Genomic DNA, 19,547 nt, shown 5'->3' with positions numbered 1-19,547 from the left:
GGCCGGTCCCGTGCCGGCGTCCTCCTGACGGAAACCGTCCACCTTGTCACCCCCGGCTGGCGGACGGCCACCCTCCCGGTTCTGCCGGGAGGGTTTTTGCGTTCCGCTCCGCAGGAAGACAGGCCGGTTGCCGGTTGCGGCGGCCGATGTTCGCGGGTCGGCCACCGGCAGCACGCCCAAAGGCTGGTCCATCTCATCGCCCGCCGGATTATCGCAGCATGCGCCTGCCGGCCTTTCCGGTGACGATGACACATTCCGTCAGCCTTGCGCGCGGCCGGTCCGGCTGTGCGTCCGCCATGTTCGCCCCTCGGCGACGGCGCGGCTTTTCCTCGTGGAGGACGATCGGCAAGGCGCGGCGAGCCCGAGGGGCCGGCAAGTCGCCGCTGCAAACGAAGAGGGCCGGTTTCCCGGCCCCCGCTGCGTTCGGTCGGCGTGCTTACCCTGCTCAGTTGTCGAGCGCGAAGGTCACGTTGACGACGACGGAGTAGCTGTTCTCGCCGGTGGCAAGCGGCACGGCGCCGCCTTCGGCATAGTCCTTCGCCACGGCGCGCATCATCGGCATGGGCTCGGCGCGGTAGCTCGTTTCCGAAATCTCCAGCACGCGGCCGAGGCCGACGCCGGCGGCGTCCGTCAGTTCCTTCGCCTTGGCCATGGCGTTCTCGACGGCCTTCTTGCGCGCCGCGCTCACGGCGGTATCCGGCTTGTCGTTGACGAAGCGGATGCCGCCGCCCTGGTTGGCACCGAGCGTCACGGCCTTGTCGAGGATCTCGCCGAGCTTGCCGAGGTCGCGCACGCGCAGCGTCACCGTGTTGGTGACCTGGAAGCCGAGAAGGACCGGCGGCGGATTCTCGCCCGCCGAGCTCTGCGGATACTGGTACTGCGGGTTGATCATGAAACCGGAGGTCTGCAGGTCGCGCTCCTCGATGCCCGCTTCCTTCAATGCCGCGAGAATCTCGGCCATGGCCTTGTTGTTGGCATCGAGCGCCTCGCGGGCGGTCTTGGCGTCCTTGACGACGCCGAGGTCGATCAGCGCCATGTCGGGAGCCATTTCGGCCTTGCCTTCGCCCGTGACGACGATGGTCGATTCGCGCGGCTTCGCCGTCTCCTGCGCCTTTACGGCCACCGGAACGGCGGCGGCGAGAGCGAGCGTGAGGGCGACGAGGCTGGCGCCCGTGCGGCGGCCCAAGCTTCCGTGGAACATGATGGAATGTCTCCTGATGGTTGTGTCCCTGGCGCCGTTCTTCGCGCGCCATTGTGTAGAGAATACGGCAGCGCTTGTGAGACGGGCCGAATTCGTCTAGACGCATTCTTGCCGTCGGCCGCCATTGACCGACGGCCCCCGGCCGCCCGGCCGGGCCGGGCCTGTAGCTCAATGGTTAGAGCCGGCGGCTCATAACCGCTTGGTTGGGGGTTCGAGTCCCTCCGGGCCCACCATTTTCTCTTTTTCTCCTATATTTTTCAATGTGTTACTGATGTATTTGGCTAACGCCGAAAACGGGTTAGCCAATTTCTGTTTTTCGTTCGTTCTCATCCTACATCCTTAAGCTTCGCGATTGCGGCCTGTGCGAGCCGTTTTTTGTTCACGGCGGCGCAATAGGTTTCAATCTCTTTTATGTTCGTGTGGGTGCAGGGCGAGCTTGAGCTTGCCGACACTGACATTCTCATGGAGTATCACGACTGGTCGCTCGCCGACCATTCGCCGAAGCTGGAGGCCAAGGACTTCGCCATTCAGGCGACGGCGGACACGTTCGAGATCGACATCGACCAGCAGCGGCTATTCGTGAAGTACGCTGACCAGAGCGCCCAGCTTCTGCTTGACATCCCTGTCGAGGGCTGGAGCGAACAGACGCTTGTGCTGTTCCTCGATCGTCAGGTGCGAGACAAGTTCGTCGGACAGGGGGAACTGGTCCGCTGGTTGACCGAGTTGGTGAACTACCTGACCGGGCCGCGCAACATCCCATTGTCGGCGCTGATGCAGTGCAAGTATCCGCTCGCCCGCAAGGTCAAGGAGCGTATCGCCGAAATCCGCGCCAAGGAGCGCGAGGGCGTCTATCAACGCTCGCTGTTCGCGCCAGACGCGAAGCCCGAAATCTCCTTCGACAGCGGCTTCGTATTCGCCGACAACATGTTCGCCGGGGTCCGCACCTATCGTGGCTCCTATCGGTTCTCTAGACACTTCACTGGTTGGGATCAGGTCGCCGCTTTCGATGGGGCCGACGATGGCGAAGAGTTGAACTGCGCCAAGCTGCTCGACAGCCTGACAGAGGTTAAGCACTGGATCAGAAACGTACCGCGCCACCCGAAAGCGTTCTGGTTGCCGACCGCATCAGGCAAATTCTACCCCGACTTCGTAGCCGAACTGACCGATGGCCGCATCCTGGTGGTGGAGTACAAGGGGGAGCATCTCACTGACGCTGCCGACACCGACGAGAAACGGGCCATCGGGGCGCTCTGGGAGAAGGCCAGCGGCGGCAAGGGGCTATTCCTGATGGCAGAAAAGCAGATTGACGGGAAGGACGTGCGGCAGCAGCTAAGGCAAAAGGTCAGTAAACAATAACTAAGCATCACTGCATTGCAGCCGGGGGAATGCAATGAAATCACCGCGTTTTGACACACGCGCCGCTCCATTACGCAAAATCTTTTCTCCTTCCAACCTTGAGCGAATTTGGAAGGGGAAAGTTCGCATCGCTATGCGCGATCAGTTTTTGAACGATGGCATTGAAAACTTTGATTTCCACGTCGCTCGGAAAGCAGAGTGCCAAAAGCTGTCGAGGCTGATCCTAGACGGCGACTACGTACCTGCTCGCGCTCAGCGAATACTGGTCGAGAAGAGCAAGGGCCTTTGTCGCCAATTGGTCATTCCAAGCGTACGGGATGTGATTGTCCTTCAATGCCTCTCAGATGCTCTTTATGCTGAGATACGTGGAAAAGCTCCAACCAAGAAATCATTTTTCGAACCGAAAGAGCACAGCTTTTCGTCCACACGCCACGACTACGGCACCTTTGCTGCGTGGCTGAATTTCCAGAAGGAACTTTTCAGGTTCTCGAAGAGCCGTGATTTCATCGTCGTTACTGATATAGCCAACTACTATGACAGCATTTCCTACGCGCACCTTCGAAACGTCATATCTAGTATTTCTGGCGTCCAAGAGTGCGTTCTTGATATGCTGATATATGTCCTGTCTGACCTCCTTTGGCAACCTGATTACACTCCGAGGGTGGAGGTTGGCCTCCCTCAAATCAACATGGATGCCCCTCGACTTCTTGCCCATTGCTTTCTCTACGAACTGGATGCATTCCTTGACAGTGATCCGTCTCGCGATTTCGTTCGCTACATGGACGACATAGATGTTGGCGTTGACAACATCGTTGCCGCCAAGAACGTGCTGCGGTCAATCGATCTTGTTCTGCAAACGAAACAGGTCCGGCTGAACAGCGGAAAAACACAGATACTGTCACGGACCGATGCCCTAAAGCACTTTCGAACGCACGAAAACGCTCGTCTCGATTTTCTGGAGAAGCGGATCGACCGCAAGTCGAATGGTGGCCTTGCTCTGGATCGTGAGCGGCGTTTCGTTGAGGCCAGTATCCGAAAAGGTTTGAAAAGGGGTAGCTTCGATACGGGAGCCGGCGACAAGATACTCAAGCGCTGGTTCACTCTGGCCGGAAAGACGGAAGCCCGGATTGCACCGAAGGCTCTCTTCAAAATCGTCACGCTCCGTCCAAGCGTGCGCGAGAAAGTATTCAGCTACACACGGCAGCTTCCGCTGTCATCGGCCAAGGCTCAGATGTTGGCTGACGCAGCAACCTCTGGTCTTCTGACCGACGATGCCGGAATGGTGGAGATGTCGAACCATCTCGTGGAAACGCTGGTCCTGTCTCGGTATCGGATAGATAGCCATATCGAATTTCTTTCGGAAGATGTTCGCCATAATGTTCGCGATATGACGATGCGTGATAGGTCCTGGTTCCCCCTCCCGGAGCAGCGTCATGTTTTTTCCGTCAATCTGCTTCACTTGGCGCACGAACGGCGATTTGCTGATCCACCGGCGAAGCGTCTCTTTTGATATGTCCAGCTCGGAGCAGTACCATTCCTGGGGATGAGCCGCCCATAGGAAGCCATCAAGTTCGTGGGGCTGGTTCGCGATACTGTCGGCAATCAGCTTGCGGAGTGGTGCGATCTTTGAGGTTGTTTGTTTGTTCATCGTCCTTCTCCCACGTATGAACGTGGTTCGCTGCCGAGGACGGACGTGCTATAGCTGCATCGTTCACCCGGCGATTGGATGCGCGGAGTGTTCTCAATGGCCTCGGCTGGGTACGATCCACCGAGGCCGTTTTCTTAGGAGGGTGTGCAGCGATTGCTGCTGTGGCTATGGCTCACTTGCGTTAGCCAATCGCGGAAATAGCCTTTTTGATCCAATCCTGAGCTTTTTGGTGGTTAGCCAAATCAACTGATTGAAATGATTGGATAATGACGGAACCTCCGGGCCCACCAGTTATTGCACCTGCTACATGATGCAAGGTCGAACCATCTAAAAGTCGCTCGGCGGCGCGGTGGGCGGGCGGGGAACGGTATCCACTCAAGCACTGCAAAATCGAATTGCGGACGATATGCTTGGCGGGCCACCCTTGCGGCATTGGAGCATGAATTGGAACTCAGGCAGCTGAAATACCTCGTCACCGCGGTCGAATGCGGGAGCCTCGGAAAGGCGGCGGCGCATCTCGGGATGGCGACATCCGCCCTGAGCCAGCAGATAAGCCGGCTCGAGAGCGAGCTGTCGACAAGGCTGCTTGTCCGCGGCGCGTCCGGGGTCACTCCGACGGAAGCCGGCGCGGCGTTCTGCCGTCATGCGATGCTCGCCCTCAGGCATGTCGATGCCGCGGCGGCGAGCGCACAGGGCGCACGCCTTTCGGGCATGGTCTCGCTCGGGCTGGCGCCCACGACGGCCTCCGTCATGGCCTTGCCCCTCATCGAGGCGATGTCGCGCCGCTATCCGAGCATCCGCCTCCAGCTCGTCGAGGGAATGTCGGGCCATCTTGCCGGAATGCTGAAGCTGCGCCAGATCGATCTCGCGGTGCTGTTCAACGCCGAATCCGTGACTTTTGCGAAAGGTGAAGCGATCCCTCTGCTTGACGAGAGCCTTTTCCTGATCGGTGCCCCTTCCGAAGGAGGTGGGGATACTCACGACACCCCTGTTGCCCTCCGTGATCTTTCCGGGCTGCCCCTTATCCTGCCGAGCCGAGGGCATGGCCTTCGGGCGAGCCTCGACCGATCGTTCGAGGCGGCCCATGTGGCGCCGAACATCGTGATGGAGATCGATTCCCTCGCGGTGATCATGGACGTCGTGGTGGCCGGTCTCGGATACACCATCCAGCCGGGGGCGGCGCTCGCGCGCGCCTCCGTCGGCGGGCTGGCGGTCCGCCCGATCTCCGACAAGGAGGTTCACCGCACCAATCTCCTGGCCAGCCTCCCCGAGCACGAGCTCTCGCCCGCCGCGCTCGCATTGCGCGCGCAGTTGCGCAAGGTCGTCGCCGGCCTTGTCCGCGACGGGCGATGGCTCGGAGCCACCCTTCACGATCGGTGAAGGCGCCTTCATATTCCCCTGATGGCCGCGGTCCGGCGACTTGCCTAAAGGTTGGCCGAGACCTTTCGGGAGAGACGGATCGTGATCGACGTTCTTATTGTCGGGGGCGGGAACGCGGCTCTGTGCGCCGCCTTGATGGCGCGGGAAGCCGGCGCTTCGGTCCTGATGCTGGAGGCCTCGCCAAAGGAATGGCGGGGCGGCAACTCGCAGCATACCCGCAATCTCCGCTGCATGCACGACGCGCCGCAGGACGTGCTGGTCGAGGCGTATCCCGAAGAGGAATACTGGCAGGACCTCCTCAAGGTGACCGGAGGCGAGACGAACGAGCATCTCGCCCGCCTCGTGATCCGCGCTTCGTCGAGCTGTCGGGACTGGATGCGGCGGCACGGCGTGCGCTTCCAGCCGCCGCTTTCCGGCGCACTCCACGTCGCCCGGACGAACGCATTCTTCATGGGCGGCGGCAAGGCGCTGGTGAATGCCTATTACCGCAGCGCCGAGGCTCTGGGCGTGAAGATACGCTACGACACACCCGTTACGGAGGTGCTCCTCGACGGGGACCGGTTCGTCGGCGTCGTGACGGAGGCCGGCGAGCGGATCACGGCGAAGGCCTGCGTTCTTGCCGCCGGAGGCTTCGAATCCAACCGGGAATGGCTGCGCGAAGCCTGGGGGAGGAACGATCGCGGGGAGTGGCCCGCGGACAATTTTCTCATTCGGGGCACACGCTTCAATCAGGGCGTTCTCCTGAAGTACATGATGAAGGCCGGAGCGGACACGATCGGCGATCCGTCGCAGGGCCACTGCGTGGCCATCGATGCCCGCGCTCCGCTCTATGACGGCGGTATCTGCACGCGCATCGACTGCGTGTCGCTGGGCGTGGTCGTCAATCGGGACGGGGAGCGCTTTTACGACGAGGGCGAGGACTTCTGGCCGAAGCGCTATGCCATCTGGGGCCGGCTCGTCGCCCAGCAGGCGGGGCAGATCGGCTACTCGATCATCGACAGGAAGGTGATCGGCAGGTTCATGCCTCCGGTCTTTCCGGGCGTCGTCGCCGGCAGCCTTCCCGAGCTTGCGGCAAAGCTGGAGCTTCCGGTCGGCGCGTTCATGCGCACGCTCGAGGACTACAACGCCGCCTGCCGGCCCGGGACATTCAATCACACGGTGCTGGACGATTGCAGGACGGAAGGCGTGGTTCCCGCCAAGACCCATTGGGCCCAGAAGATCGACACGCCGCCCTACTACGGCTACGCGCTGAGACCGGGGATCACCTTCACCTATCTCTCCCTCAAGGTCGACGACACTGCCGCGGTGCGGTTCGCGGACAGGCCGAGCCCCAATCTCTTCGTGGCGGGAGAGATGATGGCGGGGAACGTGCTCGGCAAGGGATACACGGCAGGCGTCGGCATGAGCATCGGCACGGCATTTGGCCGGATCGCCGGAACGCGTGCGGCCGCTGCGGCGCATGCCGCCTGAACGATCGGGAGAACTGAGATGGCTGCGATAGAGACGCTGATGGACCTCGCCGACGAGGCGAAACGGGAACTGGACGCCAACGCGGCCGAGGTGGACCGCATCCTCCACATCTGCAACGCCTGTCGATACTGCGAGAGTTTTTGCGCGGTGTTTCCCGCGATGACCCGGAGGCTGGATTTCAACGTCGCGGATGCGCACTATCTCGCCAATCTATGCCACAACTGTTCCGCATGCCTCTATGCGTGCCAGTATGCGCCGCCGCACGAATTCGGCGTGAACGTCCCGAAAACCTTGGCCCAGGTCCGGCGGGACACGTACATCGAATATGCATTCCCGAAAGCCTTCGGCGAACTCTACCGGCGCAACGGCCTGACGGTCGCGATGGCCGTGAGCCTCGGCGTGGCGGCGTTCCTGATCGCAGCCATCATGATCAAGGGAAGCCTGTTCGTGCATGGCCTCGAAGGGGAGTTCTACGCGATCTTCCCGCATAATACGCTGGCCGCCGTCTTCGGCGCGGCGTCGCTGTTCTCCCTTGTCGCGCTGGCGATCGGCGTGACGCGGTTCTGGCGGGAGGTTTCCGAGCCCGGCAAGCCCGTTCCGCTGGCGAATGCCGTCGGGGAGGCGGCACGATCGGCGCTGACGCTCCAATACCTGGACGGCGGCCACGGCGATGGCTGCAACAACGAGGACGACGCCTTCACGCTGTGGCGCCGCCGTTTCCACCACTTCACATTCTACGGGTTCATGCTGTGCTTCGCCTCGACGTCGGTGGCAACCCTCTACCACTATCTCTTCGGTCTTGAGGCTCCTTATCCGATCTTCAGCCTGCCGGTCGTCCTCGGCACCCTTGGCGGTATCGGCCTCCTCATCGGGCCGGCAGGGCTCTTCTGGCTGAACGTACGGCGGAACCCGCAGCAGACAGACGAAAGGCAGAACGCCATGGACCGCGGTTTCATCGCGCTGCTGTTCCTCATCAGCCTTACGGGGCTGGTCCTGCTCGCGTGGCGTGACAGCGCGGCGATGCCGCTCCTTCTGGCCGTCCACCTCGGTTTCGTGATGGGCCTGTTCGTGACGCTGCCCTATGGGAAGTTCGCGCACGGGATCTTCCGTTGCGCGGCGCTTCTGAAGCATGCGATCGAAAAGCGGCGGCCGAACCCGGTGCAGGCCGGAGCGGACTAGGCCGCCTGGCATCATGGAGGGCGAGCGCGACGAAAGAGCCGCCGCTTCAGGCGTCTTTTTCTTCGTGGATTTCCCGCGCGGCGGACTGGATCGCCGATACGATGCCCATGTAGCCGGTGCACCGGCAGATCTGGCCGCTCAGTTCGGAGCGCACCTGGCTTTCGGTGGGGACACCGTAGCGGCGGATGATGTCGACCGACATCATCAGCATGCCGGGCGTGCAGAAGCCGCATTGCAGGGCATGCTTCTCATGGAAATGGCGGCGCACGATGTTCATGAGGGCATCGGTCCGGGTTCCTTCGATCGTGCGGACGGTGCTGCCGACGCATCTTGTCGCCAGCACGATGCAGGATCGAACCGGCGTCCCGTCGAGGTGGACGGTACAGGCGCCGCATGCCCCGTGATCGCACCCGACATGCGTGCCGGTCAGCTGCAGCTTTTCGCGCAGCAGATCGGAGAGGCTGTCGCGCGGATCGAGAAGAACGGTTTCTTCCCGGTCGTTGACGGTCAGTTTCACCTCGACCATGATCTTGCCTCCGCGATGGCGCATGTGACGGTGTGGACGTGGCACCGCATCTGATAGGGCGTGGCGTCTTCATGGGCCGCCGCGACGTCCTCGGCGATAATGCCCGAAAGCGCGTCCGCGCCGATGCCCGGCTGCCGATCGAGCGCCGCGGACGTGCCGGCCAGCAGCCGGGCGCAGCTTGCCGTGCCGCCGAGCGCCACGCGCGTCGGCCGGCAGTCCTTTCCGAGAACCGCAATGGCCAGGGAATCCGCGAAGGCGCCGCTTTTGCGGTTCACCTTGCCGACGCCCCAGGCGCAATCGCCTTGCTTCGGAATATCGATCCGGACAAGAAGCTCGCCCTGCTCGAGTGCGGTCGTATAGGCGTCGACGAGGAAGTCCTCGACGGCGAGACATCGTTCGCCCTCAAGCGAAGCAATCGCGATAGTCGCGCCGAGCGCCAGCAGGCAGACGGGCCAGTCCGCGGCCGGATCGCAGAGCGACAGGCTCCCGCCGATCGTTCCCATGTTCCGCACGGCCCTGTAGGCGATCTTCGATGCGATCCTCTGAAGCAGGCCGTTGAAGGAGTCGCGCCCCAGCCCGTCCTCGATGGCCGCATGAGTGACCAGCGCGCCGATCGAAAGGGCGGCTTCCGTCTCGCTCAGCGTTTTCAGTTCGCGAAGGCGGCTGATGTCGACGAGCGTCTCGGCCGATGCGACCCTGAGGTTCAGCATCGGCAGCAGGGATTGCCCGCCGGCGATGACAGCGGCGTCGTCGCCTGCGGAAAGCACCTTGAGCGCTTCTTCAAGGCTTGCCGGCCTGACATAGTCGAAAAGAGCGGGCTTCATTCCGCAGCCTCGCGTAGAAGGGCATCGGCGACGGTGTCGGAGACCCGCCTCGGCGTCATGGGGGTCACCAGGAACTTGGCCTTGCAATCCCGGTAGGCGTCATTCAGCGCGTTGGCGATGGCTGCCGGCGGCGCGATGGCCCCGCCTTCGCCCATGCCCTTGACGCCGAATTCGGTGCTTTCGGCGGGCGTGACCATGTGCTTGATGCGGAAGTTCGGTATCTCCGGTGCGCAGGGGATCATGTAGTCGCCGAAGGTGGTTGCGACCGGCTGTCCGTTTTCGTCGTAAGGCAGTTCCTCGTACAATGCCGTTCCGATGCCCTGTGCGACCCCGCCGATGATCTGCCCGTCGACGATCATCGGGTTGATCAGGTTTCCGCAGTCCTCCACGATCACGTAGTCGATGATCTCGGTCATGCCGGTGACCGGGTGGGACAGGAGGGTGACCGCATGTACGCCGTAGGAGAAGACGCCGCCTGATTCCGGCGGTTCGTAGGTCTCCGTGGCCTCCAGGCCCGGTGCCGCGCCGGCGGGCAGGAGTTCCGGCCGGATGTTGGCCGCCCGCGCGATGTCGGCGATGGAGACCTCGCCGGAGCGGCCCCGGACGCACGAGCCCCCAAGCGTCACGTCCTCGACCGCTTCCTGAAGAAGCCCGGCGCCGATGGTCTTGATCCTGGCCGCGAGCGTGCGGCTCGCCTTCGCTACCGCCCCGCCCGAGAACACGATGCTGCGCGAGGCGAAGGTGCCGAAACCCTGCGGCGACAGGCCGGTATCGCCATGGCGGACCAGGATGGCCGACGGATCGACGCCGAGTTCCTGCGCGGCGATCTGGGACAGGGAGGTTTCGAGCCCCTGTCCGTGGCTCTGGATGCCCACCAGCAGATGCACGGTGCCGTCGGGCAGCATGCGTATTGTCGCGGATTCGAAACCGGGGACGACGCGCGATCTTCGCTTCACCCATTCCAGGGTTCCGTGGCCGCTCTGCTCCGTGTAGACGGCAAAGCCGACACCCAGCCTGCGTCCGTCCGGCTCGCCCTTGTGCTGCCGCTCTCGAAGCGCGGGCAGGTCGATCATCTCTAATGCGTGTTCGAGCGCCCCGGGATAGTCGCCGTTGTCCAGCCTCAATCCGCCGGCAGTGCGGTAGGGCATCATCGCCGGCTGGACGAGGTTCCTGCGGCGGATCTCGACGGGACAGCATCCGAGTTCGCCGGCCAGTTCGTCGATCATGCGTTCGATCGCAAAACAGGCGCCGGGCCGCGCAACGCCGCGATAGGGGCCGATCGGCGCCTTGTTGGTCGCGACGGTGTGCGTGTCTATGTGGAGATGCTCGATCGTGTAGGAGCCGGGCAGGTTGCGGGCGGCCATTCCGGTTTCCATGAACGGGCCCGACGGCCACAGCGCGAACGCCCCCGCATCCACGTGCACGCTGCCTTCTATGCCGAGGACCCGTCCCTCCGCCGTGGCGTAGAGCGTCAGGTCGTAGTGATGCTCGCGCGCCTGCACCGATGCGATCAGATGCTCGTTGCGGTCCTCGATCCAGCGGACGGGATGATCCACCTTCGTCGCCAGCGCGGCAATGGCGATCTCTTCCGGCATGAGGCGGTTCTTGCCTCCGAAGCCGCCGCCGACATCGGGTGCCACGACGCGGACCTTGTGTTCGGGAATGCCGAGCGCCAGCGAGATCCCGTGGCGCATGACATGCGGGCCCTGCGTCGAGGAGTAGACGACAAGCTCGTCGAGCCGGTGGTCGAGATAGGCGACGACGCCCCGCGTTTCCAGCGGATTGGTCGCCTGGCGGTTCATCTTCAGCCGCCGGCGCATCTTGACGGGCGCGTCCCGCACGGCGGCGATGCTGCCCTCGGAAATCGTCGCGTCGATGAAGGAGTTGTCGGGCCAGTCCTCGTGGAGCAGGGGAGCCTCGGCCGTCAGCGCTGCGATCGCGTCGACGACGGCCTCCAGTTCTTCGATCTCGACGTTCACCTCCGCGGCAAGGTCCTCGGCGCCGGCGCGGTTCGCTCCGATGCACATGGCGATGGTCTGGCCGACGAAGAGCACTTTCCCGTCCGCGAGCGGTGGATATGCGGCGTTCCGGAACGTCGCCATTTCCGGGCCGCCGGAGATCGGGTTGAGGGGTTGGAGGTCTTCGAGCGTGAAGACGGAGGCCTCCTTGCCTTCCGGTTTTTCGATCGAAACCAGACGCCCGTGCGCGGCGGGGCTGCGGACAAAGGCGACATCGCGCATGCGCGGCAGGCGGAGGTCGGCCACGAAGGTGCTGGCGCCCGCAAGATGCCGACGGTCCTCCTTGCGAAGCATGGATCTTCCGATCCATCCCCCCTCGTTTTCCGGCTCTTTCGCGTCAGCCATACGACCCCGTTCCCTGAAATTGACCGGCCTGCAATGCCTGGCGAGCGCAGCAGCCTACACCGCTGGCGGAAAGCAGACTAACGGTCGTAGCCTCTGATGCAAATTATAAAAACGCTCGCATTAATCGTTTCTGCTGATATGTTGAGGCGAGCGCCGGGAGCGAAGTTCCGCGCGGCAAGGGATCGTCTGCATCATACCGGAGGGCGGCACATGGGAACGCAGATTTCACTTCGGCATCTGCGATGCTTCGCGGCCGTGGCGCGAACGGGATCCTTCACCGTCGCCGCCCAGCAGCTGTTCAAGACGCAGTCCTCCCTGACCGCCACGATCAAGCAGCTCGAGGACATTGCGGGCGTCCAGCTCTTCGACCGTACGACGCGGCGCGTGGAGCTGACGAAGGATGCGGTCTGGTTCCAGGAGGTGGCCGAGCGCATCATTCGTGATTTCGACAATGCCGTCGCCGATCTTCAGGCCACGGCCCGCAGCGAGCACGGAAACATCAAGATATCCGTCGTGCCGTCCATGATGCCGCACATTCTGGCGCCGGCGCTGGAGGCGTTCCGCAAGTCCTATCCGGATGTGAAGATTTCCGTCCGGGACGAAGGCTCCGAGAAGACCGAACGCGCCGTCCTCGAAGGAACCACGGATTTCGGCCTGTCCTCGCCGCTGAACCATTTCGCGGACCTCGATTACCGGCCTGTCCTCGCCGACCCGTTCGGGGCCGTGTTTCCGAAGGACCATCCGCTGGCGAGCCATAAGGGCGACCTGACATGGGCGGACCTGCGGGACCACAACTACGTGGCGCTCACCAAGGACACGGGTATCGGTGCGCTCATCCGGCACTTCCCCGATCTCGAACCCAAGCATCGCGGGACCGAGGTCGATTACGCCTCCAGCACGACGTCGCTTTATGCTCTCCTCAAGCTCGGCGACCGGATCACCGTCCTGCCGTCGCTCGCCGCCCATACGGGGCAGATGGCGGAGTTCGAGTTCCGCGAGCTGCACGAGCCGAAGATCGAGCGCGAGGTGTGCATCATAACACGCCACATGCGCTCCTCCTCGCCGACCACGCGCAGGGTCCTGGAAATCCTGATGAAGACCATCCGGGAGACGAAGCCCGTGCACGGCGTGCGAATACTCGACACCGCCTTCACCTGAGCTTGCCCCGGCGCGGAGGGAGGGCCGGCTCCCGTTGGTTAGCCGGAACTGACCTTTTCGTTGAATTTTCCGAAGAATTCTCCGGCGAGCTTCTTGGATGTCGATTGAATCATGCGGCTGCCGAGCTGGGCGAGCTTGCCTCCGATGTCCGCCCTGGCCGCATAGGTCAGCACCGTAACCCCCGGAGCCTCTTCCCGCAGGGTGACATCGGCGCCGCCTTTCGCAAAGCCCGCCACGCCGCCTTTTCCCTCGCCGGTAATGGTGCACGATCGCGGCGCGTCGATGTTGGAGAGCTCGACCTCGCCGAGGAAGCGGGCTTTGATGGGACCGATCTTGATGGTGACGGTCGCGCTGAAGGCGTTCTGCCTGTCGGCAACCAGCCTTTCGCAGCCTGGGATGCATTGCTCCAGCACGGCGGGGTCGTTGAGCGCCTGCCACACCCGGTCGATCGGCGCGGATATACGTTCTTCGCCAGACATGTCGATGGCCATGAAAGGATCCTTTCAGTTTGGCAGGATTGAATCGCGCATGAAGGCCGGCCGTTCGCTCACGACGTCTCCTTGGACCTGGCGCCCGCTTCCGAGGTCTGCGTCGTCTGGAAGCTGCCCCGGCCGCTTGCGATGAGGCGGCCTTCTCCATCGAATATCTGGGCTTCGCTGGTCCCGATGGTCCGGCCGAACTTTATCACCTTGCCGCGCGCGATCAGGTTTCCCTTCCTGGCGACCCGGTGATAGTCGACGCGCAGATCGATCGTCAGCACCGGGCCGCCGATCTTGTTGATCATCGCGAGGTTGGCGGCAAAATCGATCAGGGCCGCGTGAATGCCGCCTTGCGTCTGGCCGACGACCGGGTTTGCGACCCATTCAGGCCGCCAGGTTGCCTCGACCTCGATCGTATCCTCGCCGAGCGACACGACCTTCAGGCCGAGCCAGGAAAGAAAGGCACTCCGGTCGATGATCGCCTGGACGTCGCCGGGGGTCTTGTTGAGGGTGGGCTGGGTCATGCGTTCTCTCCGTGCGTTTCTTCTTCCTTGAGGCGCCGTGCTTCCGCCTCCAGCGCGCGCCGGTCGATCTTGCCGACATTGGTCATGGGCAGCTTGTCGAGGAAGACCACCTTTCGTGGATACTGGTAGGGCGGCGCGTTGCGCAGGACGTGATCCTGCACGGCGCGTTCGTTCAGCGACGATCCCGCCCGCTTCACCACGAAGGCATAGGGAACCGTGTGCTTGATCTCATGCGGCGCCGGAACGACGACGGCCTGCTCGATGTCGGCGTGCCGTTCCAGCACGAGCTCGACCTCCGCGGGGTAGATGTTGTGCCCGCTGGAGGTGAACATGTCGTCCGAGCGGCCCACGAAGTAGTACCAGCCCTGTTCGTCCCGACGGAGGATGTCGCCGGTATTGTACCATCCGTCCGCATCGATGCGCTTTGCGGTCTCCTCGGGATTGTTGAGGTAGCCGCTCATGAGGCCGGGGCTTCGCACCAGCAGCGTTCCGAACGCGTCGCTCTCGCCCCCGACGAGGCGGAACTCGTTTCCGGCGACGGGATAGCCGACCGAATGGCGCGGGCGCGCCAATCCCTGCGGATGATTGCCGAACAGCGCGGCACTGGTTTCCGTTATGCCGAAGATGAGGTTGATCTTGGCGTTCGGGAACAGCTCCGCCACGGAATCGATCAACTGGTCCGAAGCCGGTGCCCCGCCCATCGTCGCAAGCCGGACGAAGGAATAGTCGTTCCCTTCCAGCAGCTCGCGCTGCTGGAGGATCATCGCGAAGATGGTCGGCACGCCGGAGACGATGGTCGGCCTGTAGCGGTTTATGGCCGATACGTAGGTTTTCGCGTCGAACTTGCGCAGCAGCACGACCGTCGAGCCGCCGTACAAGACGCATTTGATCGAATTCATCGCATGCTTGTGATAGAGCGGCGCGGCCACGATCATCGTATCGGCAGGCGAAAAGTCCCGGTCCTGCGAGATGGTCCTGGCGACCCAGCTGTGGGCGCGGTGCGACAGCAGGGCGCCTTTCGGGCGACCGGTGGATCCGGAGGTGTAGGCGATGAAGGCCGTCGAATCGTATTCGGGAACGAAAGGCTCGAAGGGCCCCGGGCGCTTGAGCGCGGTGAGGCCGGCGGCGCCGTCACCGTCGACAAGGACGGCGGGTGTATCGCCGGGCAGGTTCGATGCCAGCGCACGCTCGCAGAAGACGAGCCGGAGGCCGGTCTGCTCCACGATCCAGGCGATGGTGTCTTTCGGCTGGAGGATCCCCATCATCACCGGCACGATGCCGGCGCGCATCGCGCCGTAGAAGACTTCCAGGAACTCGAGCCGGTTGGAACAGTAGACCCCGATCCGGTCGCCGGGACGAAGCCCCCTCTCAAGCAGGCCGCGCGCCACGGAATCGCAGGATGCGTTGTAGGTGGGGTAGTCGACGACGCGCGGGTTTTCCGGATCCCAAAGATCGATGACGGCGAGCTGGCCGGCGGTTTGAAAGCCGCGACCGATGCAGCCGAGATTGGGTATGGTTTCGGTCATGGCGTGACGATCACCTTTCCGAAGATCCGGCGGTCCTCCAGCAGGCGAACCCCTTCGGCCGCACGCTCGAGCGGCAGGCGGACCTCCACGACGGGTTTGAGTTTGCCGGAGGCGACGTAATCGAGGCAGGCGACGATATCCTCGGGAACATAGGCCCGGCTTCCGATGATCTCGGTTTCGCGGTGCCAGAGGAAGCGCACGTCGATATTACAGAGATGGCCGGCCGTGGAGCCGCAGGTCAGGATGCGCCCGCCGGTCGCCATGCTCCGCTGCGTCTGGATCCATGTGTCGCCGCCGGTGAAGTTGACGGCGACATCGACGCCGGTTTTGCCGGTTGCTGTCCAGACTGCGCGGGAAAACTCTGGCGTCTCGACATAATTGATGATGTGGTCGGCGCCCAGCGCCTTGAGCTTCTCGCCCTTCTCCTCGCTCGACGTACAGGCATAGACCTCGCAGCCGGCCATCTTTGCGAACTGCAGGCACGAGACGCCGACACCGCCGCTGGCGCCGAGGATCAGGACCTTTTCGCCGGCCTTTATGTGCCCCCGCGTGAAAAGCATGCGGTGGGACGTGCCGTAGGCGATCGGAAGCGCTGCCGCCTGCTCGAAGCTCACACCGTCCGGAATCTCGATGAGCTGGCGCCCATCGACGGCGATGTATTCGCAAAGGCCGCCGTTGCCGTTCTCGCCCAGCACGCCGCCGGTCGGGAAGCGCGGGAAAAGGACGACGCGCTTGCCGACCCATTCCTGCGAAACGTCGGCGCCGACGGCGCGGACGACGCCCGCGATGTCACCGCCCGGGATGCGCGGCATGGCCGTCGGCATGTCGGGCATGCCGTGGATGACGAAGACATCCATGTAGTTCAGGCCGCATGCCTTGATCTCCACCAGGGCCTGGCCGTCACCCGCCTGTGGTACAGGCCACTCCTCGAGATTGAGCTGGTCGACGCCGCCATGAGCGCGAATGGCCATTGCTCTCATGGTTGTACTGTTCGCCATGATTGAAACACTCCGTTGTTGGTCGAGGGGAGAATAGGAGTGCCGTGTTGACGCTACAAATGATTAGAAAAACGATATTAATCATTTTTGGTTATTAATAACGAGACGCGAACGGTTTCTCCGCCGCCCGGTGGTGTTTCTCCTCCCCGGCAATCCAATTTATTTATAGAAACGAATAGTAGCTGCAAAATAATCATTTGCGCTTCTGACTGCCCGGAATTAGCGTTTTCGTATCGAGGCTGGCAGCAACCGGACGACGTTGCTGAACATCAGCCGGCCGGTTGAGCCGAACAACGATAAATCCGAGGTGAATTCAGTGGCATCGGACAGTTTTTCCGAGGAATGGGCAGGCACTTTTGTTCGTGTCCTCAAGGACAATGACGTAGATCTCGTTACCTACATCCCGGACAACGTTCTGCGTCCGCTGATCGATGCCGTCGAGGCGGATCCGTACTTCACGGTGGTCGTTCCGGCCCGGGAGGAAGAGGCGGTCGCCATCGTGGCGGGCGCTTACATGGGGGGACGCCGCGGCATCACCCTGATGCAGACGAGCGGGTTTGCCACCATTGCGAATGCGCTGGCGTCCCTGGCCTGTCCTTTCCAGCTGCCCGTGGTGATGGTGATTTCGGAGCGGGGCACGCTCGGGGAGTTCCAGCTCGGCCAGTCCATGGTCTGCCGGACGATGCGCCCTGTCCTTCAGAGCCTCGGCATCGAAAACTTCGCCATCCAGGACAAGTCGCAGGTCGAGTTCATCGCGGGCAGCATGATCCGCCAGGCGTTCTCCACCAAGTCCCCCGCCGCGATCATCCTGTCACCCCTGTTGACCAAGCGGCCGCATTGAGGAGACGGGCAAAGATGTCTGTAATCGAAAGCACCCCATCCCGCCATACGGCCAAGATCATGAACCGGAGCGTGCTGACGCGGCGCCTGGTGGCGAAGCTGGACAACGAGGAAGCCGTCATCGGCGGCATCGGCAACAGCAACTTCGATCTGTGGGCAAGCGGACAGCGCCCGCAGAACTTCTACATGCTCGGCAGCATGGGCCTGGCAAGCGCGATCGCGCTGGGCGTTGCCCTTGCGCAGCCCAAACGCAAGGTTTTCGCCCTCGACGGCGACGGGTCGATCCTCATGCAGCTCGGTTCGCTGGGAACCGTCGCGTCGGTCAATCCCGCCAACCTCTGCATCATCCTGTGGGACAACGGCCTGTATCAGATCACCGGTTCCCAGAAGACGCTGACATCGGGCGGCGTGGACCTGGTCGCCATCGCCCGCGGCGCCGGCCTTGCCCAGTCCGAATGGGCCCAGGACGAAGAGCATTTCGACAGGCTCGTCGATGCTGCGCTCGATCGGAACGGCCCCGGATTGATCGGCGTGCGCATCGACGGCGAAAAGCCGGCAGGGACCACCGACCGCGACCCGGCAAGGATCCGCATCAACTTCATGCGGGGCCTGGCGGAGTCGTCGAAGACCGTTTGAACCCGGGAAGGGCACGTCATGTCGAAGCTCCTGATTGCGGGGAGATGGTGCGAAGGCGAAAGCATAGACAGCCTCCGCGACAGTTTCTCCGGAACGGTTTACGGCGAGATGCATGTCGCATCGGCCGGGCAGGTGGAGGAAGCCGTCTCCGGTGCTGTCGAGGCCGCCGCCGGATCCGCCCTCGGTCCTTACGATCGCTATCGCATTCTCATGGATGCGTCCCGGCTGCTGGCGTCCCGGCGGGAGCAGCTGGTTTCCCTGATGCGGAACGAGGCCGGCTTCACGCGGGCCGATGGCGAGAACGAGGTCGGCCGGTGCATTCAGACGCTTGAGCTTTCCGCCGAAGAGGCCAAGCGCCTCAACGGCGAGCTCGTTCCGATGCTTGCCGCATCGGGCGTGCGCGACCGCATGGGGTTCACCATCCGCGCGCCGCGCGGCGTGATCTGTGCGATCACCCCGTTCAACTCGCCCTTGAACACGCTTGCCCATAAGGTCGGCCCGGCAATCGCCGCGGGAAACGCCGTCGTCGTCAAGCCGTCCAGCTACACGCCGCTTTCGGCGGTGGCGCTGTGCGAAGTGCTGATCGAGGCCGGCCTGCCGCCGCAACTGCTTTCGCTTCTGCATGGCCCCGGCGGCCGCATCGGGCGTCAGCTGCTCGCCGACCAGCGCATCGCCTACTACGCCTTTACCGGCAGCACGCAGGTGGGCCGGGAAATCCAGCAGGCCGCGGGTCTTCGCGGCACGCAGCTCGAACTTGGCAGCATCGCGAGCACGATCGTCTGCGACGATGCCGATATCGATCTGGCGGTTCCCAAGATCCTGAACGCCGGTTTCCGGAAGGCAGGACAGGTCTGCACGTCGGTTCAGCGGCTCCTGGTCGACCGCCGCATCGAGGCCGAGTTCACCGCGCGGCTGGTCGAGGCGGTTCGCAAGGTCAAGGCAGGCGATCCGGCCGATCCGGCCGTGCTGGTGGGGCCGATGATCAGCCTGGCCCATGCGGAACGCGCCGAAAGCTGGGTGGCTGAGGCCGTGGCGGCGGGCGCCAAGGTGCTCGCCGGCGGGACACGCGAAGGCGCCGTCATGGCCCCGACCGTGCTTTCCAACGTCGACGAACGGATGAAGGTCGTTTGCGAGGAGATCTTCGCCCCGGTTCTCAGCATCATCCCTTTCGACACGATCGAGGAAGCGGTCGAGCGCGCCAATGCAAGCCCTTACGGGCTTGCGGCCGGCCTGTTCACGTCCAACCTCCACCGGGCCCTGCGCATGGCGCGATCCCTCCGCTTCGGCGGCGTCCATGTCAACGAGGCCTCCAGCGCGCGGGTGGACGTGATGCCGTTCGGCGGCGTGAAGGACAGCGGCTTTGGCCGGGAAGGCCCCGCTTATGCCGTTCGGGAAATGTCCGAAGAACGACTGATAACGATTTCCTATTGAAGCCTGGA

The 19,547-nt window shown here is 63.2% G+C and carries 17 protein-coding genes and 1 tRNA gene; 10 read left to right on the top strand and 8 right to left on the bottom strand.

Annotated features, from left to right (window positions below):
• Positions 1-445: 445 nt before the first annotated feature.
• Positions 446-1,201, bottom strand: a complete 756-nt coding sequence (locus ACIIOY_RS01560; protein ID WP_411032844.1) for an SIMPL domain-containing protein — start codon at positions 1,199-1,201, stop codon at positions 446-448.
• Positions 1,202-1,358: 157 nt separating this feature from the next.
• On the opposite strand from ACIIOY_RS01560, the gene ACIIOY_RS01555 reads away from it, so the two are divergent.
• The 6 genes from ACIIOY_RS01555 (at position 1,359) to tcuB (ending at position 8,234) form a co-directional block, all read left to right on the top strand.
• Positions 1,359-1,434: transfer RNA gene (locus ACIIOY_RS01555), tRNA-Ile, on the top strand.
• Positions 1,435-1,612: 178 nt separating this feature from the next.
• Positions 1,613-2,557: a hypothetical protein gene (locus ACIIOY_RS01550; RefSeq protein WP_411032843.1), complete on the top strand. Its 945-nt coding sequence runs from the start codon at positions 1,613-1,615 to the stop codon at positions 2,555-2,557.
• Between the two features lie 34 nt (positions 2,558-2,591).
• Complete coding sequence (locus ACIIOY_RS01545; protein WP_411032842.1) at positions 2,592-4,067, top strand: RNA-directed DNA polymerase; 1,476 nt, start codon at positions 2,592-2,594, stop codon at positions 4,065-4,067.
• A 582-nt stretch (positions 4,068-4,649) separates the two neighbouring features.
• The gene (locus tag ACIIOY_RS01540) at positions 4,650-5,585 is read left to right on the top strand and encodes a LysR family transcriptional regulator (RefSeq protein WP_411032841.1); all 936 of its coding nucleotides are present in this window, start codon (positions 4,650-4,652) and stop codon (positions 5,583-5,585) included.
• Positions 5,586-5,666: 81 nt separating this feature from the next.
• Entirely contained in the window at positions 5,667-7,055 is a 1,389-nt protein-coding gene (gene tcuA / locus ACIIOY_RS01535) for an FAD-dependent tricarballylate dehydrogenase TcuA (protein ID WP_411032840.1), read from the top strand.
• Between the two features lie 39 nt (positions 7,056-7,094).
• A complete protein-coding gene (gene tcuB / locus ACIIOY_RS01530) occupies positions 7,095-8,234 on the top strand; it encodes a tricarballylate utilization 4Fe-4S protein TcuB (RefSeq protein WP_411032839.1) in 1,140 nt (379 codons plus the stop codon).
• Positions 8,235-8,280: 46 nt separating this feature from the next.
• On the opposite strand, the gene ACIIOY_RS01525 is transcribed toward tcuB, so the two are convergent.
• The 3 genes from ACIIOY_RS01525 to ACIIOY_RS01515 are packed head-to-tail and all read right to left on the bottom strand — an operon-like array spanning position 8,281 to position 11,896.
• Positions 8,281-8,760 (bottom strand): (2Fe-2S)-binding protein, encoded by a 480-nt coding sequence (locus ACIIOY_RS01525; protein ID WP_411032838.1) that lies wholly within the window; start codon positions 8,758-8,760, stop codon positions 8,281-8,283.
• Entirely contained in the window at positions 8,748-9,584 is an 837-nt protein-coding gene (locus ACIIOY_RS01520; RefSeq protein WP_411032837.1) for an FAD binding domain-containing protein, read from the bottom strand. The genes ACIIOY_RS01525 and ACIIOY_RS01520 overlap by 13 nt, the downstream gene beginning before the upstream one ends.
• Positions 9,581-11,896 (bottom strand): xanthine dehydrogenase family protein molybdopterin-binding subunit, encoded by a 2,316-nt coding sequence (locus ACIIOY_RS01515; protein WP_411032836.1) that lies wholly within the window; start codon positions 11,894-11,896, stop codon positions 9,581-9,583. Before ACIIOY_RS01515 ends, ACIIOY_RS01520 begins: the two co-directional genes overlap by 4 nt.
• Before the next feature lie 261 nt (positions 11,897-12,157).
• On the opposite strand from ACIIOY_RS01515, the gene ACIIOY_RS01510 reads away from it, so the two are divergent.
• A complete protein-coding gene (locus tag ACIIOY_RS01510; protein ID WP_411032835.1) occupies positions 12,158-13,105 on the top strand; it encodes a LysR family transcriptional regulator in 948 nt (315 codons plus the stop codon).
• 38 nt (positions 13,106-13,143) lie between these two features.
• Here ACIIOY_RS01510 and ACIIOY_RS01505 read toward each other — a convergent pair whose 3' ends face one another.
• The 4 genes from ACIIOY_RS01505 to ACIIOY_RS01490 are packed head-to-tail and all read right to left on the bottom strand — an operon-like array spanning position 13,144 to position 16,605.
• A complete protein-coding gene (locus ACIIOY_RS01505) occupies positions 13,144-13,596 on the bottom strand; it encodes an SRPBCC family protein (RefSeq protein ID WP_411032834.1) in 453 nt (150 codons plus the stop codon).
• A gap of 56 nt (positions 13,597-13,652) precedes the next feature.
• The gene (locus ACIIOY_RS01500; protein WP_411032833.1) at positions 13,653-14,108 is read right to left on the bottom strand and encodes a PaaI family thioesterase; all 456 of its coding nucleotides are present in this window, start codon (positions 14,106-14,108) and stop codon (positions 13,653-13,655) included.
• On the bottom strand, positions 14,105-15,634 hold the full coding sequence (locus ACIIOY_RS01495; protein ID WP_411032832.1) for a class I adenylate-forming enzyme family protein: 1,530 nt from the start codon (positions 15,632-15,634) through the stop codon (positions 14,105-14,107). The genes ACIIOY_RS01500 and ACIIOY_RS01495 overlap by 4 nt, the downstream gene beginning before the upstream one ends.
• The gene (locus ACIIOY_RS01490) at positions 15,631-16,605 is read right to left on the bottom strand and encodes a quinone oxidoreductase family protein (protein WP_411032831.1); all 975 of its coding nucleotides are present in this window, start codon (positions 16,603-16,605) and stop codon (positions 15,631-15,633) included. The genes ACIIOY_RS01495 and ACIIOY_RS01490 overlap by 4 nt, the downstream gene beginning before the upstream one ends.
• Positions 16,606-16,891: 286 nt before the next feature.
• On the opposite strand from ACIIOY_RS01490, the gene ACIIOY_RS01485 reads away from it, so the two are divergent.
• The 3 genes from ACIIOY_RS01485 to ACIIOY_RS01475 are packed head-to-tail and all read left to right on the top strand — an operon-like array spanning position 16,892 to position 19,539.
• The gene (locus ACIIOY_RS01485) at positions 16,892-17,473 is read left to right on the top strand and encodes a thiamine pyrophosphate-binding protein (RefSeq protein WP_411032830.1); all 582 of its coding nucleotides are present in this window, start codon (positions 16,892-16,894) and stop codon (positions 17,471-17,473) included.
• Between the two features lie 14 nt (positions 17,474-17,487).
• Positions 17,488-18,108 carry a thiamine pyrophosphate-dependent enzyme gene (locus ACIIOY_RS01480; protein WP_411032829.1) on the top strand — a complete coding sequence of 207 codons (621 nt, stop codon included), beginning with the start codon at positions 17,488-17,490 and terminating at the stop codon, positions 18,106-18,108.
• Between the two features lie 18 nt (positions 18,109-18,126).
• Positions 18,127-19,539 (top strand): aldehyde dehydrogenase family protein, encoded by a 1,413-nt coding sequence (locus ACIIOY_RS01475; RefSeq protein ID WP_411032828.1) that lies wholly within the window; start codon positions 18,127-18,129, stop codon positions 19,537-19,539.
• Positions 19,540-19,547 lie beyond the last annotated feature (8 nt).

It is taken from the genome of Shinella agrisoli (assembly GCF_046557955.1).
GTDB lineage: Bacteria > Pseudomonadota > Alphaproteobacteria > Rhizobiales > Rhizobiaceae > Shinella.
The sequence above is the reverse complement of the archived record's forward strand: the minus strand, read 5'-3'. Positions and strand labels throughout refer to the sequence as shown.

What these genes read in the sequence shown, in the direction of transcription:
- ACIIOY_RS01560 (WP_411032844.1), bottom strand. Translation starts at nt 1,201, where the DNA reads ATGTTCCACGGAAGCTTGGGCCGCCGCACGGGCGCCAGCCTCGTCGCC.
- ACIIOY_RS01550 (WP_411032843.1), top strand. Translation starts at nt 1,613, where the DNA reads ATGTTCGTGTGGGTGCAGGGCGAGCTTGAGCTTGCCGACACTGACATT.
- ACIIOY_RS01545 (WP_411032842.1), top strand. Translation starts at nt 2,592, where the DNA reads ATGAAATCACCGCGTTTTGACACACGCGCCGCTCCATTACGCAAAATC.
- tcuB (WP_411032839.1), top strand. Translation starts at nt 7,095, where the DNA reads ATGGACCTCGCCGACGAGGCGAAACGGGAACTGGACGCCAACGCGGCC.
- ACIIOY_RS01525 (WP_411032838.1), bottom strand. Translation starts at nt 8,760, where the DNA reads ATGGTCGAGGTGAAACTGACCGTCAACGACCGGGAAGAAACCGTTCTT.
- ACIIOY_RS01520 (WP_411032837.1), bottom strand. Translation starts at nt 9,584, where the DNA reads ATGAAGCCCGCTCTTTTCGACTATGTCAGGCCGGCAAGCCTTGAAGAA.
- ACIIOY_RS01515 (WP_411032836.1), bottom strand. Translation starts at nt 11,896, where the DNA reads ATGCTTCGCAAGGAGGACCGTCGGCATCTTGCGGGCGCCAGCACCTTC.
- ACIIOY_RS01510 (WP_411032835.1), top strand. Translation starts at nt 12,158, where the DNA reads ATGGGAACGCAGATTTCACTTCGGCATCTGCGATGCTTCGCGGCCGTG.
- ACIIOY_RS01505 (WP_411032834.1), bottom strand. Translation starts at nt 13,596, where the DNA reads ATGGCCATCGACATGTCTGGCGAAGAACGTATATCCGCGCCGATCGAC.
- ACIIOY_RS01500 (WP_411032833.1), bottom strand. Translation starts at nt 14,108, where the DNA reads ATGACCCAGCCCACCCTCAACAAGACCCCCGGCGACGTCCAGGCGATC.
- ACIIOY_RS01495 (WP_411032832.1), bottom strand. Translation starts at nt 15,634, where the DNA reads ATGACCGAAACCATACCCAATCTCGGCTGCATCGGTCGCGGCTTTCAA.
- ACIIOY_RS01490 (WP_411032831.1), bottom strand. Translation starts at nt 16,605, where the DNA reads ATGGCCATTCGCGCTCATGGCGGCGTCGACCAGCTCAATCTCGAGGAG.
- ACIIOY_RS01480 (WP_411032829.1), top strand. Translation starts at nt 17,488, where the DNA reads ATGTCTGTAATCGAAAGCACCCCATCCCGCCATACGGCCAAGATCATG.
- ACIIOY_RS01475 (WP_411032828.1), top strand. Translation starts at nt 18,127, where the DNA reads ATGTCGAAGCTCCTGATTGCGGGGAGATGGTGCGAAGGCGAAAGCATA.